This is a genomic window from Bacillus aquiflavi (assembly GCF_019915265.1).
GTDB lineage: Bacteria > Bacillota > Bacilli > Bacillales > Cytobacillaceae > Bacillus_BT > Bacillus_BT aquiflavi.
Genome location: NZ_CP082780.1, coordinates 3,551,662 through 3,567,767 on the forward strand (window position 1 = coordinate 3,551,662; position 16,106 = coordinate 3,567,767).

Sequence of the window (16,106 nt, forward strand, 5' to 3'; positions counted from 1 at the left end):
TGCCGGCCTAGCTCAATTGGTAGAGCAACTGACTTGTAATCAGTAGGTTGGGGGTTCAAGTCCTCTGGCCGGCATTATTCAAAAATTAGTTTAAGTAATGAGCCATTAGCTCAGTCGGTAGAGCATCTGACTTTTAATCAGAGGGTCACAGGTTCGAATCCTGTATGGCTCACCAGCTATTATGCGGGTGTGGCGGAATTGGCAGACGCACCAGACTTAGGATCTGGCGCCGTGAGGCGTGGGGGTTCAAGTCCCTTCACCCGCACCATTTGCGGAAGTAGTTCAGTGGTAGAACACCACCTTGCCAAGGTGGGGGTCGCGGGTTCGAATCCCGTCTTCCGCTCTTGATATTTGCCGGGGTGGCGGAACAGGCAGACGCACAGGACTTAAAATCCTGCGGTAGGTGACTACCGTACCGGTTCGATTCCGGTTCTCGGCACCATAAAAAAAAGCGCCCGTAGCTCAATTGGATAGAGCGTCTGACTACGGATCAGAAGGTTATGGGTTCGACTCCTTTCGGGCGCGCCAATATCCCATTCTATACGGGAAGTAGCTCAGCTTGGTAGAGCACATGGTTTGGGACCATGGGGTCGCAGGTTCGAATCCTGTCTTCCCGATCATAAATTTTTAATGGGGCCTTAGCTCAGCTGGGAGAGCGCCTGCCTTGCACGCAGGAGGTCAGCGGTTCGATCCCGCTAGGCTCCACCAAATAAAGTATTGACACAGTATAATATATTTGATATACTATAGAAGTCGCTTATGAGTGACTGATACAAATTGCTCTTTGAAAACTAAACAAACAAACGTCAACAACAATTTAAAGTGGAGGCAACTAACCATTTGTTAGAAGCTGACACTTGCCAACGTTAATTTTTTTATTATGAGCGAATCAACGCTCCAAGTTTATTGGAGAGTTTGATCCTGGCTCAGGACGAACGCTGGCGGCGTGCCTAATACATGCAAGTCGAGCGAACTGATCAAAAGCTTGCTTTTGAACGGTTAGCGGCGGACGGGTGAGTAACACGTGGGCAACCTGCCTGTAAGACAGGGATAACTTCGGGAAACCGGGGCTAATACCTGATAACCCTTCTCTTCGCATGGAGAGGAGTTAAAAGATGGCTTCGGCTATCACTTACAGATGGGCCCGCGGCGCATTAGCTAGTTGGTGAGGCAAAGGCTCACCAAGGCGACGATGCGTAGCCGACCTGAGAGGGTGATCGGCCACACTGGGACTGAGACACGGCCCAGACTCCTACGGGAGGCAGCAGTAGGGAATCTTCCGCAATGGACGCAAGTCTGACGGAGCAACGCCGCGTGAGCGAAGAAGGTCTTCGGATCGTAAAGCTCTGTTATTAGGGAAGAACAAGTACCGTTTGAATAAGGCGGTACCTTGACGGTACCTAACGAGAAAGCCACGGCTAACTACGTGCCAGCAGCCGCGGTAATACGTAGGTGGCAAGCGTTGTCCGGAATTATTGGGCGTAAAGCGCGCGCAGGCGGTCCTTTAAGTCTGATGTGAAAGCCCACGGCTCAACCGTGGAGGGTCATTGGAAACTGGGGGACTTGAGTACAGAAGAGGAGAGTGGAATTCCACGTGTAGCGGTGAAATGCGTAGAGATGTGGAGGAACACCAGTGGCGAAGGCGGCTCTCTGGTCTGTAACTGACGCTGAGGCGCGAAAGCGTGGGTAGCGAACAGGATTAGATACCCTGGTAGTCCACGCCGTAAACGATGAGTGCTAAGTGTTAGAGGGTTTCCGCCCTTTAGTGCTGCAGCAAACGCATTAAGCACTTCCCCTGGGGAGTACGGCCGCAAGGCTGAAACTCAAAGGAATTGACGGGGGCCCGCACAAGCGGTGGAGCATGTGGTTTAATTCGAAGCAACGCGAAGAACCTTACCAGGTCTTGACATCCTCTGCCACTCCTATAGATAGGACGTTCCCCTTCGGGGGACAGAGTGACAGGTGGTGCATGGTTGTCGTCAGCTCGTGTCGTGAGATGTTGGGTTAAGTCCCGCAACGAGCGCAACCCTTGATCTTAGTTGCCAGCCTTTAGTTGGGCACTCTAAGGTGACTGCCGGTGACAAACCGGAGGAAGGTGGGGATGACGTCAAATCATCATGCCCCTTATGACCTGGGCTACACACGTGCTACAATGGATGGTACAAAGGGCAGCGAAACCGCGAGGTCGAGCCAATCCCATAAAACCATTCTCAGTTCGGATTGCAGGCTGCAACTCGCCTGCATGAAGCCGGAATCGCTAGTAATCGCGGATCAGCATGCCGCGGTGAATACGTTCCCGGGCCTTGTACACACCGCCCGTCACACCACGAGAGTTTGTAACACCCGAAGTCGGTGAGGTAACCTTTTGGAGCCAGCCGCCGAAGGTGGGACAGATGATTGGGGTGAAGTCGTAACAAGGTAGCCGTATCGGAAGGTGCGGCTGGATCACCTCCTTTCTAAGGAATCATTAAAGGTTGATCGTTTGTTTGTTTAGTTTTGAGAGAGCAATCTCTCAAATATTGTTCTTTGAAAACTAGATAATAAATGAAGAAGGCAAAAGAAAGAAACCGAGTATCACCAAAGATATCTCTTAAAAAAAGGGAAAAGAGAAGCAAGTAGTTCTAGGAAGCAAATGAACGACAACCGGAGCGTACAAAAGTACGTGAGGATTGGAGTGAATGCAACTGACAACGAAATACGTAGCTTATCTTTTACCAAAAAAAGACAACTTAGAAGCGAAGCTTATTGTCTAAAGTAAGGAAAAGAAGAAGCGAGAAGCTCAAGGAAGTGAACGACGAACGAAGACAGGAGCGTAATAAACATACGTGAGGATCTGAGTGAGGGAAACTGACGCAGAGATTCGACGCTTTTTTAAAAAAGGGAAAAGAGAAGCAAGTAGTTCTAGGAAGCAAATGAACGACAACCGGAGCGTACAAAAGTACGTGAGGATTGGAGTGAGTGCAGCTGACAACGAAATACGCAGCTTATCTTTTACCGAAAAGGTTAAGTTAGAAAGGGCGCACGGTGAATGCCTTGGCACTAGGAGCCGATGAAGGACGGTACTAACACCGATATGCTTCGGGGAGCTGTAAGTAAGCTTTGATCCGGAGATTTCCGAATGGGGAAACCCCCTATCCGTCATGGGATAGGATCATAACCTGAATCCATAGGGTTATGAAGGCAGACCCGGGGAACTGAAACATCTTAGTACCCGGAGGAAGAGAAAGCAAAAGCGATTCCCTAAGTAGCGGCGAGCGAAACGGGAACAGCCCAAACCAAGAGGCTTGCCTCTTGGGGTTGTAGGACACTCAACATGGAGTTACAAAGGAACGAGGTAGATGAAGCGGTCTGGAAAGGCCCGTCAGAGAAGGTAACAACCCTGTAGTTGAAACTTCGTTCCCTCCTGAGTAGATCCTGAGTACGGCGGGACACGTGAAATCCCGTCGGAATCTGGGAGGACCATCTCCCAAGGCTAAATACTCCCTAGTGACCGATAGTGAACCAGTACCGTGAGGGAAAGGTGAAAAGCACCCCGGGAGGGGAGTGAAAGAGAACCTGAAACCGTGTGCTTACAAGTAGTCAGAGCCCATTCATGGGTGATGGCGTGCCTTTTGTAGAATGAACCGGCGAGTTACGATTTCATGCAAGGTTAAGTTTAAAGACGGAGCCGCAGCGAAAGCGAGTCTGAATAGGGCGAAAGAGTATGAGGTCGTAGACCCGAAACCAGGTGATCTACCCATGTCCAGGGTGAAGTCCAGGTAACACTGGATGGAGGCCCGAACCCACGTACGTTGAAAAGTGCGGGGATGAGGTGTGGGTAGGGGTGAAATGCCAATCGAACTTGGAGATAGCTGGTTCTCTCCGAAATAGCTTTAGGGCTAGCCTCAAGTGTAAGAGTCTTGGAGGTAGAGCACTGTTTGGACTAGGGGCCCTCATCGGGTTACCGAATTCAGACAAACTCCGAATGCCAAAGACTTATCCTTGGGAGTCAGACTGCGAGTGATAAGATCCGTAGTCGAGAGGGAAACAGCCCAGACCACCAGCTAAGGTCCCAAAGTATACGTTAAGTGGAAAAGGATGTGGAGTTGCTTAGACAACCAGGATGTTGGCTTAGAAGCAGCCACCATTCAAAGAGTGCGTAATAGCTCACTGGTCGAGTGACTCTGCGCCGAAAATGTACCGGGGCTAAACGTATCACCGAAGCTGTGGATTGACACCGTAGGTGTCAGTGGTAGGAGAGCGTTCTAAGTGCGTTGAAGCTAGATCGTGAGGACTGGTGGAGCGCTTAGAAGTGAGAATGCCGGTATGAGTAGCGAAAGAAGGGTGAGAATCCCTTCCACCGAATGCCTAAGGTTTCCTGAGGAAGGCTCGTCCGCTCAGGGTTAGTCGGGACCTAAGCCGAGGCCGAAAGGCGTAGGCGATGGACAACAGGTTGATATTCCTGTACCACCTTATCGCCGTTTGAGCAATGGGGGGACGCAGGAGGATAGGGTAAGCGTACAATTGGATGTACGTCTAAGCAGTTAGGCTGGTAATGAGGCAAATCCCATTACCGTAAGGCTGAGCTGTGACAGCGAGGAAAATTATTTTCCGGAGTTCCTGATTCCACACTGCCAAGAAAATCCTCTAGCGAGGAATAAGGTGCCCGTACCGCAAACCGACACAGGTAGGCGAGGAGAGAATCCTAAGGTGATCGAGAGAACTCTCGTTAAGGAACTCGGCAAAATGACCCCGTAACTTCGGGAGAAGGGGTGCTCTGATAGGGTGCAAGCCCGAGAGAGCCCGCAGTGAAATAGGCCCAGGCGACTGTTTAGCAAAAACACAGGTCTCTGCGAAGCCGCAAGGCGAAGTATAGGGGCTGACGCCTGCCCGGTGCTGGAAGGTTAAGGGGAGCGCTTAAGCAATCGCTGAAGGTGTGAACCGAAGCCCCAGTAAACGGCGGCCGTAACTATAACGGTCCTAAGGTAGCGAAATTCCTTGTCGGGTAAGTTCCGACCCGCACGAAAGGCGCAACGATCTGGGCACTGTCTCAACGAGAGACTCGGTGAAATTATAGTACCTGTGAAGATGCAGGTTACCCGCGACAGGACGGAAAGACCCCGTGGAGCTTTACTGTAGCCTGATATTGAATTTTGGTGCAGCTTGTACAGAATAGGTAGGAGCCGTGGAAACGTGAGCGCTAGCTTACGTGGAGGCGTCGGTGGGATACTACCCTTGTTGTACTGAAATTCTAACCTGCGCCCCTTATCGGGGTGGGAGACAGTGTCAGGCAGGCAGTTTGACTGGGGCGGTCGCCTCCTAAAAGGTAACGGAGGCGCCCAAAGGTTCCCTCAGAATGGTTGGAAATCATTCGCAGAGTGTAAAGGCACAAGGGAGCTTGACTGCGAGACTTACAAGTCGAGCAGGGACGAAAGTCGGGCTTAGTGATCCGGTGGTTCCGCATGGAAGGGCCATCGCTCAACGGATAAAAGCTACCCCGGGGATAACAGGCTTATCTCCCCCAAGAGTCCACATCGACGGGGAGGTTTGGCACCTCGATGTCGGCTCATCGCATCCTGGGGCTGTAGTCGGTCCCAAGGGTTGGGCTGTTCGCCCATTAAAGCGGTACGCGAGCTGGGTTCAGAACGTCGTGAGACAGTTCGGTCCCTATCCGTCGTGGGCGTAGGAAATTTGAGAGGAGCTGTCCTTAGTACGAGAGGACCGGGATGGACGCACCGCTGGTGTACCAGTTGTCTTGCCAAAGGCATAGCTGGGTAGCTACGTGCGGAAGGGATAAGTGCTGAAAGCATCTAAAGCATGAAGCCCCCCTCAAGATGAGATTTCCCATTTGAGCTCCCTGAAAGATGATCAGGTTGATAGGTCTGAGGTGGAAGCGTGGCGACACGTGAAGCTGACAGATACTAATCGAGCGAGCACTTAACCAAATAAACATGATACTTTCTTTCTTACTTCTTCACATTATCTAGTTTTGAGAGAACAATTGTCTGGTGACGATGGCGAGAAGGTCACACCCGTTCCCATTCCGAACACGGAAGTTAAGCTTCTCAGCGCCAATGGTAGTAGAGGGCATCCCTCTGCGAGAGTAGGACGTTGCCGGGCGACTTTAAGTAAAGAGAACAACTTTTCTGTTGTTCTCTTTTATTACTTTGTATAAAAATAAAGGATCAGTCAAGCTTTTTTTACAAGAAGCAATGATTGATCCTGTTTTTTTAGCCTGAAATAGCTGTTGTATTTTCTTCAAAATAGCGCAATTTTGAAGGAATCAGTACTGTGAGGAGGAGTATGCTTGCAATCAAAGTTCCTATAATCGTAAAGATCAGGCACACAAGTTGGACTGAAAACCATTCGGCCATTAATCCTAAAAGTAGTGTTAATCCAATTTGAATCATTCCCTGAACCATATCTGCGATACTTCCGAATCTCCCCATAATTTTTACCGGCACGTTATTTTGAAAAAAAGTTGCATATCCTGTATTGGCAAATGCCAAAAAAAAGCCCAAAAATACAAATGCTAATGTTGCAGTAATAAAGTTAAAAGAAGCATAAAACATAACGTATCCTAAAGATGTTAATAGCATTCCAACACCAATAAATAGGCGGAGATGTATTTTTTTAGATGTAATAGCAGCAACAGCAGCCCCGGTTAATGAACCAATCCCTGTTATACTTACAATTAAGCCATAATCTCTGTCCGATAGTTTTAAATGTTGTTTAATAAAAGTAACTTCTTGTGAATCAACAGCAAAGGCAATTAACATAGCTGATTGGAACAATATATAAACTGAAATAAAATATTTAGTTTGTTTAATAAATTGTTTAACTGCTTTCCAGTCATTTAAAATAGTTTTCCAATGTACCCGTTCACGTATATTATTTAAATCTTCATCTACATTAGGAAGTAGATAAATAAAAAATGCACAAACGAAAAAAGAAACAGCATTAATGATAATACAAATATCTGGACTAACGTACATAATTAATATCCCAGCAATTGCTGGACCTAATAAAAATGCACCAGGGCTAGTCATACTCATGATTGAATTAAATCTTTTTCGATTTTCCTGGGGGACAAGTTTCGTAATGTATACTGATGAGCTTGGGCCGAAAAATGCACCTGCAATATTAACCAAAAGGAGAACAATATAAATTGCCCATAAAGATCCTATAAAGGGAATGCAAATTACTAAGGTTCCTCTTATTATATCGATAAATATCATTAATTTTCTTTTATTCACACGATCAATGACGCTTCCAGACCAAGTATTGGTGATTAAAATTGCTACGGGTCTTATAATATACAGTCCAGCTACCGCAGCGGCCGAGCCAGTTAAGTTTAAGATTAAAATATTAAGTGCTATAAAGTAAATCCAATTTCCTAGATGTGATACACCTATTCCTAAAATTAAAAAAATGGAATTTTTCCAGGATGTCATTTTCCCACCCATTTCTTTCAAAATTGATTAACATTTTTTCCTAATTGCACCATTTTAAACATGTTAAAGTAGAATAAATTATGGATAAAATGTGAATAAATTTTGTAAATTCCAATAGTTTTTCCGTTAAAGAAATAACTTTTAAATTTCATAAGTATATCGTGATGTACTTTATAAAATATATTTTTTAAAATAAAGTTCTATTAAACAATATTGTTCTTTTAGGCTTATTCGTGCCACAAATGCCTTTTAGCTATGCCGGATGATATGAAAAAGAAATTATTTCTCTTTATCGTTCTATCTGTAGGAGGAAATGAGAAATTAATTAAATAACCTTAAATAAATCATAAATGCTACGTTTTGAGATGAAATAAATTGGGGAAAATAAGAATATTGCAATGAAGGAACTATTTCGTGTATAATTAATGTCAAATATAGTCAAAGTCAGATAGGGGGAGGCTGGGTGAGAAACATATCAGATATAATTGAGAGCTATTTAAAAAAAGTATTGGAAATGAGCGAACAAGAGGCTGTAGAAATCAAAAGAAGTGAAGTTGCAGATAAGTTCCAATGCGTTCCATCACAAATTAACTATGTCATAAATACAAGATTTACAATAGAAAGAGGCTATGTAGTTGAGAGTAAACGGGGTGGCGGTGGCTATATACGGATTATGAAAGTCAAACCTCACGATGATGCCCATCTAATCAATGAACTTATATCAATTATTAAAAATCGAATTTCCCAAACTAGTGCAGAACATATTATTTATCGTTTACTTGATGAAGAAATTATCACGGAACGAGAAGCAAAGATTATTCTTAGTGTCATTGATCGATCCACTTTATATATTGATTTACCTGAAAGAGATGAACTCCGTGCCAGAATGTTAAAGGCAATATTGACATCTATAAAATATAAATAAAATAGTGAGCTTAGAGAGGGTGAAATGGATTGATATGTCAGGAATGTAATCAAAGACCTGCAACACTTCATTTTACGAAAATTGTAAATGGGAAAAAAGCTGAAATTCATTTATGCGAAAAATGTGCCCATGAAAAAGGTGACATGTTTATGTTTAATAGCGGACCAGGGCTTTCTATTAGCAACCTTTTAGCAGGATTATTGAATGCAGATCCAGGATTTCAACAAGCGAAGCAAAATTCTTTTCAACAAGATGAAATTATTCAATGCAAACATTGCTCAATGACTTTTCCACAATTCGTTAAAGTGGGTCGATTTGGCTGTGCCCACTGTTACAAAACTTTTCAAAATCAATTAAATCCAATATTACGGCGTCTCCATAGTGGAAATTGGAGTCATAATGGAAAGATTCCAAAACGCATTGGGGGTAATATGCATTTGCGTAAAAAAATTGAAGACTTAAAACTAAAATTAAAATATTTAATTACCCAAGAAGAATTTGAGCAAGCTGCACAAATTCGTGATGAAATTCGATTATTAAAAAAGAAACTAACGGAAAGACACGAGGGAGGGGAATAAGTGGTGTCTTTAGAACGTTTTATCAATCAAGCGATTAGTCCTTGGATGAATGAGGATGGTGCCGATTCAGATATTGTGTTAAGTTCTCGTATTCGGTTAGCCAGAAATTTAAAGGAACATACTTTTCCAACCCTTTATTCAATCGAGGAAGCTAAGAATGTAATAAATAAAGTTGAGAAGGCTGTTTCAAGCGGTTACCCTGATTATTTAGGAAAATTAGAGGTTCTTAAAATGGAGGAGCTTCAACCGCTACAAAAAAGGGTGCTCGTTGAAAAGCATTTAATTAGTCCGCATTTGGCAGAGGATTCAACGTACGGTGCTTGCCTTCTTTCAGAAAATGAATCAATAAATATTATGGTCAATGAGGAAGACCATATTCGGATACAATGTTTATTTTCAGGTTTTCAATTAACTGAGGCATTGAATTTAGCAAATGTAATTGATGATTGGATTGAAGAACAAATTGACTATGCATTTGATGAAAATAGAGGTTATTTAACTAGTTGTCCGACAAATGTAGGAACCGGATTAAGAGCATCTGTAATGATGCATTTGCCTGGTTTAATATTAACCCGTCAAATGAATCGTATAATACCTGCAATAAATCAGCTTGGTTTAGTTGTCCGAGGTATTTATGGAGAAGGCAGTGAAGCATTAGGGAACATATTTCAAATATCAAATCAAATTACCCTTGGAAAATCTGAGCATGACATCGTTAATGATTTAAAAGGTGTTGTCGTTCAGTTAATTTCACAAGAAAGGTCTGCACGAGAAGCATTAGAAAAAACATCAAACATACAATTAGAAGATAGAGTATTTCGCTCGCTCGGTGTATTGGAAAACAGCCGTATTATAGAAACGAAAGAAGCGTCTCGTTGCTTATCAGATATCCGATTAGGAATTGATATAGGTTATATAGAGAATATTTCCAAAAATATTTTAAATGAACTAATGATTTTAACACAGCCGGGGTTTTTACAGCAATATGCCGGTGGATCTTTGCGGCCAAACGAACGGGATATCCGTCGTGCTGCTTTAATTCGTGAAAGATTAAAAATGGAAAAAGATAAATAGTTAGGAGGATGAAAAAATGATGTTTGGACGTTTTACAGAAAGAGCCCAAAAAGTATTAGCATTAGCTCAGGAAGAGGCTGTACGTTTAGGTCATAATAATATTGGAACAGAACATATATTATTAGGGCTTGTTAGAGAAGGAGAAGGGATAGCAGCAAAGGCTTTATATGCACTTGGACTAGGTCCTGAAAAAATTCAGCAGGAAGTTGAAAATTTAATAGGGAAAGGCCAAAGCGTTGCTCAGACAATTCATTATACTCCTCGTGCAAAAAAGGTAACGGAGCTTTCAATGGATGAAGCTCGAAAACTTGGGCATTCTTATGTTGGAACAGAACATATATTGCTTGGATTAATTCGTGAAGGTGAAGGCGTTGCAGCAAGAGTATTAAATAATTTAGGAGTAAGTTTAAATAAAGCACGGCAACAAGTGCTTCAATTACTTGGGAGTAATGAGGCGGGAAATCACCAAGCAGGGAATGCTGCTAGTGCTAACACCCCTACATTGGATAGTTTAGCTCGTGACTTAACATCGATAGCTCGAGAAGGAAGTTTAGATCCTGTTATAGGAAGAAGCAAGGAAATACAACGGGTAATCGAGGTATTAAGCCGTCGTACTAAAAACAATCCTGTTTTAATCGGTGAGCCGGGAGTAGGAAAAACAGCAATTGCCGAAGGATTAGCACAACAAATTGTCCAAAATGAAGTACCTGAAATATTACGTGATAAACGCGTAATGACACTTGATATGGGAACAGTTGTAGCAGGTACGAAATATCGCGGGGAATTTGAAGATCGTCAAAAAAAAGTGATGGATGAAATTCGTCAAGCCGGAAATATTATTTTATTTATTGATGAGCTTCATACTTTAATTGGTGCTGGAGGGGCTGAAGGTGCAATTGATGCATCAAATATATTAAAGCCTTCATTAGCTCGGGGTGAACTTCAATGTATTGGGGCAACTACGTTAGATGAATATCGAAAATATATTGAAAAAGATGCCGCTCTTGAACGGCGTTTCCAACCAATTACGGTTGATGAACCAACACTAGAGGAATCTGTGCAAATTTTATACGGCTTACGGGATAGATATGAGGCGCATCATCGCGTTTCGATAACAGATGAAGCGATTGATGCAGCAGTAAAATTATCAGACAGATATATTTCAGATCGCTTCTTACCTGATAAAGCAATCGATTTAATTGATGAAGCTGGATCTAAAGTCAGATTGCGTTCTTATACTACCCCTCCTAAATTAAAAGAGCTTGAATTACAGCTGGAGGAAGTTAGAAAGGAAAAAGATGCAGCAGTACAGAGTCAAGAGTTTGAAAAAGCGGCTTCCTTACGTGATTCAGAACAACGATTGCGAGAAAAACTTGAGAAAACGCAAAAAAGTTGGAAGGAAAAACAGGGGAAAGAAAATAGTGAAGTTACCGTTGAGGATATTGCCCATGTAGTATCAAGCTGGACCGGAATTCCTGTCTCAAAATTAGCTCAAACGGAAACACAAAAGCTCCTAAAATTAGAAGAAATTTTACACTCTCGTGTCATTGGTCAAGAAGAGGCAGTGATTGCTGTATCGAAAGCCGTTAGAAGAGCCCGAGCAGGATTAAAAGACCCGAAACGCCCAATTGGATCATTTATTTTTCTTGGGCCAACAGGGGTTGGAAAAACAGAATTGGCGCGTGCACTTGCAGAAGTTATGTTCGGTGATGAAGATGCGATGATTAGAATTGATATGTCGGAGTATATGGAAAAGCACTCAACATCTAGATTAGTTGGTTCTCCTCCAGGGTATGTCGGTTATGATGAAGGGGGACAACTAACGGAAAAGGTGCGTAGAAAACCATATTCTGTCGTTTTATTAGACGAAATTGAAAAGGCGCATCCTGATGTATTCAATATCCTCCTTCAAGTGTTAGAGGATGGAAGACTTACGGATTCAACTGGACGTACTGTTGATTTCAGAAATACTATTTTAATTATGACATCAAATGTTGGAGCAGAAGCGTTAAAGCGAAATAAGTATGTCGGTTTCAATATTCAAGATGGCGAGCAAGATTATAAAGATATGAAAGGAAAAGTTCTTGAGGAGCTGAAAAAAGCATTTCGCCCAGAGTTTTTAAACCGGGTAGATGAAATGATCGTCTTCCATGCACTTGAAAGGAAACACCTAAAAGAAATTGTGTCATTAATGTCTGAACAATTAATCAATCGATTAAAAGAGCAACATATTGAATTAGAATTAACAGAAGCTGCATTGAAAAAAATTACCGAAATAGGCTATGATCCTGAATACGGGGCTCGACCTCTTCGCAGAGCGATTCAGAAGCATATTGAAGATCGGCTGTCAGAGGAATTGTTAAAAGGAACTGTTTTAACAGGACAGAAAGTTGTCATTGATGTAGAAAATGAAGAGTTTATTGTAAAAACAACGAAAACAGTAAATGTATAAATTAAAAATTTATAAAGGACTGACTCAATTTGAAAGAGAGTCAGTCTAACTTTTTCATTTCAAACTTCAAAATATGAAACTAGAGTGAGAAAAAATTCGTCTATAATGTTTAGGGAATATTTTTTTGGCAAGGCGTTCATTTTAAAATATTAAATTTTATCCCCCAACAAGATAACCCTAATATCTTCCTAATGTTTTTAATACTTTAACATATAGATTCATATAATATATAAATTTAAGAATTGGGGAAATGATTATGGCAGTCAAGACTTGAAAGAAACCGAAAGTTAGATGCATAAGTAGTTCAATACTTGCTATTTTTTTAACAATAAGAGAGCGAAGATCATTCAATTAAAAATAGAAAATATTGCTGGCGATGTTAAAGCGAAAGCTAAATAAGAAATTGCACTTTTTGTTACTAAACAAACCAATATTAACAGGTTAGATTAAAACGATTTGTGCACGCTTTCGATCTGATTGTATGGTACTGCGGTTGCTCATTCCTTCAGTATTTTTTATTTCCTCCATTCCGTACTCTATTTAAGCTGTTTCTATAACGGGCAAATGAGATGAAAATAAACAGTAAATACCTCGTTGTTTCCAAAACAGAACAACTATTTCGGTTCAATGTTATTTTTACATAATAATAAGAAAAATAACGCTGTTAAAAATGATCAATTACAGCTGCTTTTTGAGAGGAAGAGAGAAATGTCAAAGCGGAAAACGAAATACATTTGTCAAGAATGTGGTTATGAATCTCCAAAGTGGATGGGAAAATGTCCAGGATGCAACCAGTGGAATAAAATGGTTGAAGAAATTGAGCATACAGGAAGAGGTAGACGGGGGGCTTTTGCGCATTCTTATGATGATAGTAGTGTATTATCAAAAGCAACACCCATTACATCAATAGAAACGGTATCTGAGCCGCGAATTCAGACAGAACTCATTGAATTAAACCGAGTTCTTGGCGGCGGTGTTGTAAAAGGATCACTTATTTTAATCGGCGGTGACCCAGGAATTGGTAAATCGACGTTACTTTTACAAGTTTCTGCTCAATTAGCTAAAAAAGGTCAGTCTGTCTTATATATTTCTGGCGAGGAATCGTTAAAGCAAACGAAACTTCGAGCAGATCGGCTTAAGGTTTCTTCAGATACGCTCCTTGTTTATTCAGAGACGAATCTTGAGGAGATCAATAGAACAATTGAAAAAATGAATCCGAATTGTGTAATTGTTGATTCAATACAAACAGTTTTTCATCCAGATGTTACTTCTGCTCCAGGCAGTGTATCCCAAGTTCGTGAATGTACTGCAGAGTTGATGAGAATAGCTAAAACGAAAGGAATTGCGATCTTTATTGTAGGGCATGTAACGAAGGAAGGTTCGATTGCAGGTCCCCGGCTTTTAGAGCATATGGTAGATACCGTGCTTTATTTTGAAGGGGAACGACATCATACATATCGCATTTTACGGACAGTGAAAAATCGTTTTGGTTCAACAAATGAAATAGGGATATTTGAAATGAAAGAGCTTGGGCTTGAAGAGGTAGCGAATCCTTCAGAGATTTTTCTTGAAGAAAGATCAGAAGGCGCATCTGGTTCGACTGTTGTTGCATCAATGGAAGGCACTCGCCCTGTTCTAGTAGAGATTCAGGCATTAATCTCTCCAACAAGCTTCGGAAATCCAAGGCGAATGGCTACAGGTATTGATCATAATCGCGTTTCTCTTCTAATGGCAGTATTGGAAAAACGTGTTGGTCTTTTATTACAAAATCAAGATGCGTATTTAAAAGTTGCGGGTGGAGTAAAATTAGATGAGCCTGCAATTGATTTAGCAATTGCGGTCTGTATTGCTTCTAGTTTTCGAGATAAACCGACAAAACCTTCTGATTGTATTATAGGAGAAGTTGGTTTAACAGGTGAAGTAAGAAGGGTATCAAGAATAGAACAAAGGGTTAACGAAGCGGCTAAATTAGGATTTGAAAGAGTCATTTTACCAATGAATAATCTTGGCGGCTGGAGAGGACCTAAAGGTATTGAGTTAATAGGTGTGTCTTCAATTAGTGAGGCTCTTCAAGTAACTCTAGAGGGTTAAAAGGCTCATTCTATAAATAGTTCATAAAAAAGCCATAATTTTTATTAAAAAATTTAAAAACCAAAGAGAGAATAATAGGGAAGTACTTAAAAGTTGTGTTAGAATAATAACTCCCTAGGTCAAAAACTTAATTTTCACCGCCTATGAAAAGCATGGACAGGAAAAAAACGGCTGTTTTTAGACGCCTAATTTATGTAAAAAGACATGTTTTTAAATTAAAAATAGAAGTATTTATTGATATAAAGACCTATTTGTGCTAAAATTATCTGTTATTATTTGACATGTAAAAATAGTGGTGCTACTCTTATAGTAAAGATAATTCATCTATTTATATGTTTTGATTGCTATTTTTAATATTTCAAAATAATTTTTTGATTGCATTCTTTTTACAAAGATAAAAAAAACGTAATAATAGGTTTCGATTCATGTAATTTGTTTATAATGAGTAAAAGGAGGTGTAGGAATGTTAAAACGTATTGTGCAAGCATGCTTCCTTATAAGTGGAGGAACACTAGGTATTATTTTAATGTCAGACTTACTAGTATTTTTTAAAATAGACGACATTCCTGTTATAAATAATCCTTATACCGCTGCTGTTTTAGGTGCAATTATTTTTTATCTCATAACGTTTTGGGCGGTTGATTATGTAGTGGGCTTTGTAAAGTGGCTGGAGGAATTATTAGTCAAGCTGCCCATTACTGATATTATTTTTGGCAGTCTTGGGTTAGTCTTCGGTCTTCTTGTAGCATTTCTAATTGGATTTGCATTAACTTCAATAGAGGTTCCGATTATCAACACTGTAGTACCGATCGTCCTAACATTATTGTTTGGATATTTAGGTTTCCAAGTAGGCTTTAAAAAACGTGATGAGCTATTATCTCTTTTTTCAAGTCGCAAGAAAAAAGTTGGTGAAGAGGAACTAGAACAACAAAATAATAATGTGCTGAAAATATTAGATACGAGTGTTATTATTGATGGTAGAATTGCGGATATTTGTCAAACTGGTTTTTTAGAAGGGACAATCGTTATTCCGCAGTTTGTACTTGAAGAGTTGCAGCATATAGCAGACTCATCAGATGCATTAAAACGTAATCGTGGTAGAAGGGGTTTAGATATATTAAATCGCATTCAAAAAGAACTTGCAGTTAAAGTGGAAATATATGAAGGGGATTTTGAAGAAATTCAAGAAGTTGACAGTAAGCTTGTCATGCTTGCTAAATTAACAGATGGTATCGTGGTCACAAATGATTTTAATTTAAATAAAGTTTGTGAACTACAAGGCGTTTCAGTTTTAAACATTAATGATCTTGCAAATGCAGTTAAACCGGTAGTTTTACCAGGAGAAGAGCTAAATGTACAAGTAATTAAAGATGGGAAAGAACATCATCAAGGTGTAGCTTATCTTGATGATGGTACAATGATTGTTGTAGAAGACGGGCGGGATTATATTGGTAAGCAAATTGATGTATTAGTAACAAGTGTGTTACAAACATCTGCCGGTCGGATGATTTTTGCTAAACCAAAGCTGCTCGAAAAAGCATTATAATAAGATA

General features: G+C 41.0%; 7 protein-coding genes, 8 tRNA genes and 3 rRNA genes. 17 read left to right on the plus strand and 1 reads right to left on the minus strand.

Going from position 1 to position 16,106, the window contains the following annotated elements; genetic code table 11:
* Nucleotide 1: 1 nt before the first annotated feature.
* From K6959_RS17205 to rrf, 11 genes are all read left to right on the plus strand, one after another.
* Nucleotides 2-74: transfer RNA gene (locus K6959_RS17205), tRNA-Thr, on the plus strand.
* A gap of 25 nt (nucleotides 75-99) precedes the next feature.
* A tRNA-Lys gene (locus tag K6959_RS17210) sits at nucleotides 100-175 on the plus strand.
* A gap of 8 nt (nucleotides 176-183) precedes the next feature.
* Nucleotides 184-268: transfer RNA gene (locus K6959_RS17215), tRNA-Leu, on the plus strand.
* A gap of 3 nt (nucleotides 269-271) precedes the next feature.
* Nucleotides 272-343: transfer RNA gene (locus tag K6959_RS17220), tRNA-Gly, on the plus strand.
* A gap of 10 nt (nucleotides 344-353) precedes the next feature.
* Nucleotides 354-442, plus strand: a tRNA-Leu gene (locus tag K6959_RS17225).
* A 9-nt stretch (nucleotides 443-451) separates the two neighbouring features.
* Nucleotides 452-528, plus strand: a tRNA-Arg gene (locus K6959_RS17230).
* Between the two features lie 15 nt (nucleotides 529-543).
* Nucleotides 544-617: transfer RNA gene (locus tag K6959_RS17235), tRNA-Pro, on the plus strand.
* 15 nt (nucleotides 618-632) lie between these two features.
* A tRNA-Ala gene (locus K6959_RS17240) sits at nucleotides 633-708 on the plus strand.
* A gap of 195 nt (nucleotides 709-903) precedes the next feature.
* Nucleotides 904-2,456: ribosomal RNA gene (locus K6959_RS17245) — 16S ribosomal RNA — on the plus strand.
* 545 nt (nucleotides 2,457-3,001) lie between these two features.
* Nucleotides 3,002-5,924: ribosomal RNA gene (locus tag K6959_RS17250) — 23S ribosomal RNA — on the plus strand.
* Nucleotides 5,925-5,983: 59 nt separating this feature from the next.
* Nucleotides 5,984-6,099 (plus strand): 5S ribosomal RNA (rrf, locus tag K6959_RS17255).
* The 16S, 23S and 5S rRNA genes sit together here with 8 tRNA genes alongside, the layout of an rRNA operon.
* Nucleotides 6,100-6,209: 110 nt before the next feature.
* On the opposite strand, the gene K6959_RS17260 is transcribed toward rrf, so the two are convergent.
* Nucleotides 6,210-7,433 (minus strand): MFS transporter, encoded by a 1,224-nt coding sequence (locus tag K6959_RS17260; RefSeq protein ID WP_223087148.1) that lies wholly within the window; start codon nucleotides 7,431-7,433, stop codon nucleotides 6,210-6,212.
* A gap of 463 nt (nucleotides 7,434-7,896) precedes the next feature.
* Between K6959_RS17260 and K6959_RS17265 the strand changes: the two genes are divergently transcribed.
* From K6959_RS17265 to K6959_RS17290, 6 genes are all read left to right on the plus strand, one after another.
* Entirely contained in the window at nucleotides 7,897-8,358 is a 462-nt protein-coding gene (locus K6959_RS17265; protein WP_163241575.1) for a CtsR family transcriptional regulator, read from the plus strand.
* Nucleotides 8,359-8,387: 29 nt separating this feature from the next.
* Nucleotides 8,388-8,936, plus strand: a complete 549-nt coding sequence (locus K6959_RS17270; protein ID WP_223087149.1) for a protein-arginine kinase activator protein McsA — start codon at nucleotides 8,388-8,390, stop codon at nucleotides 8,934-8,936.
* A gap of 3 nt (nucleotides 8,937-8,939) precedes the next feature.
* The gene (locus K6959_RS17275) at nucleotides 8,940-10,010 is read left to right on the plus strand and encodes a protein-arginine kinase McsB (protein ID WP_223088425.1); all 1,071 of its coding nucleotides are present in this window, start codon (nucleotides 8,940-8,942) and stop codon (nucleotides 10,008-10,010) included.
* A gap of 16 nt (nucleotides 10,011-10,026) precedes the next feature.
* Complete coding sequence (gene clpC, locus K6959_RS17280) at nucleotides 10,027-12,462, plus strand: ATP-dependent protease ATP-binding subunit ClpC (RefSeq protein ID WP_223087151.1); 2,436 nt, start codon at nucleotides 10,027-10,029, stop codon at nucleotides 12,460-12,462.
* A 708-nt stretch (nucleotides 12,463-13,170) separates the two neighbouring features.
* Nucleotides 13,171-14,553, plus strand: a complete 1,383-nt coding sequence (gene radA / locus K6959_RS17285; protein ID WP_163241581.1) for a DNA repair protein RadA — start codon at nucleotides 13,171-13,173, stop codon at nucleotides 14,551-14,553.
* Between the two features lie 463 nt (nucleotides 14,554-15,016).
* On the plus strand, nucleotides 15,017-16,099 hold the full coding sequence (locus K6959_RS17290) for a PIN/TRAM domain-containing protein (protein ID WP_223087152.1): 1,083 nt from the start codon (nucleotides 15,017-15,019) through the stop codon (nucleotides 16,097-16,099).
* Nucleotides 16,100-16,106: the final 7 nt, after the last annotated feature.

What these genes read in the sequence shown, in the direction of transcription:
- K6959_RS17260 (WP_223087148.1), bottom strand. Translation starts at nt 7,433, where the DNA reads ATGACATCCTGGAAAAATTCCATTTTTTTAATTTTAGGAATAGGTGTA.
- clpC (WP_223087151.1), top strand. Translation starts at nt 10,027, where the DNA reads ATGATGTTTGGACGTTTTACAGAAAGAGCCCAAAAAGTATTAGCATTA.
- K6959_RS17290 (WP_223087152.1), top strand. Translation starts at nt 15,017, where the DNA reads ATGTTAAAACGTATTGTGCAAGCATGCTTCCTTATAAGTGGAGGAACA.
- radA (WP_163241581.1), top strand. Translation starts at nt 13,171, where the DNA reads ATGTCAAAGCGGAAAACGAAATACATTTGTCAAGAATGTGGTTATGAA.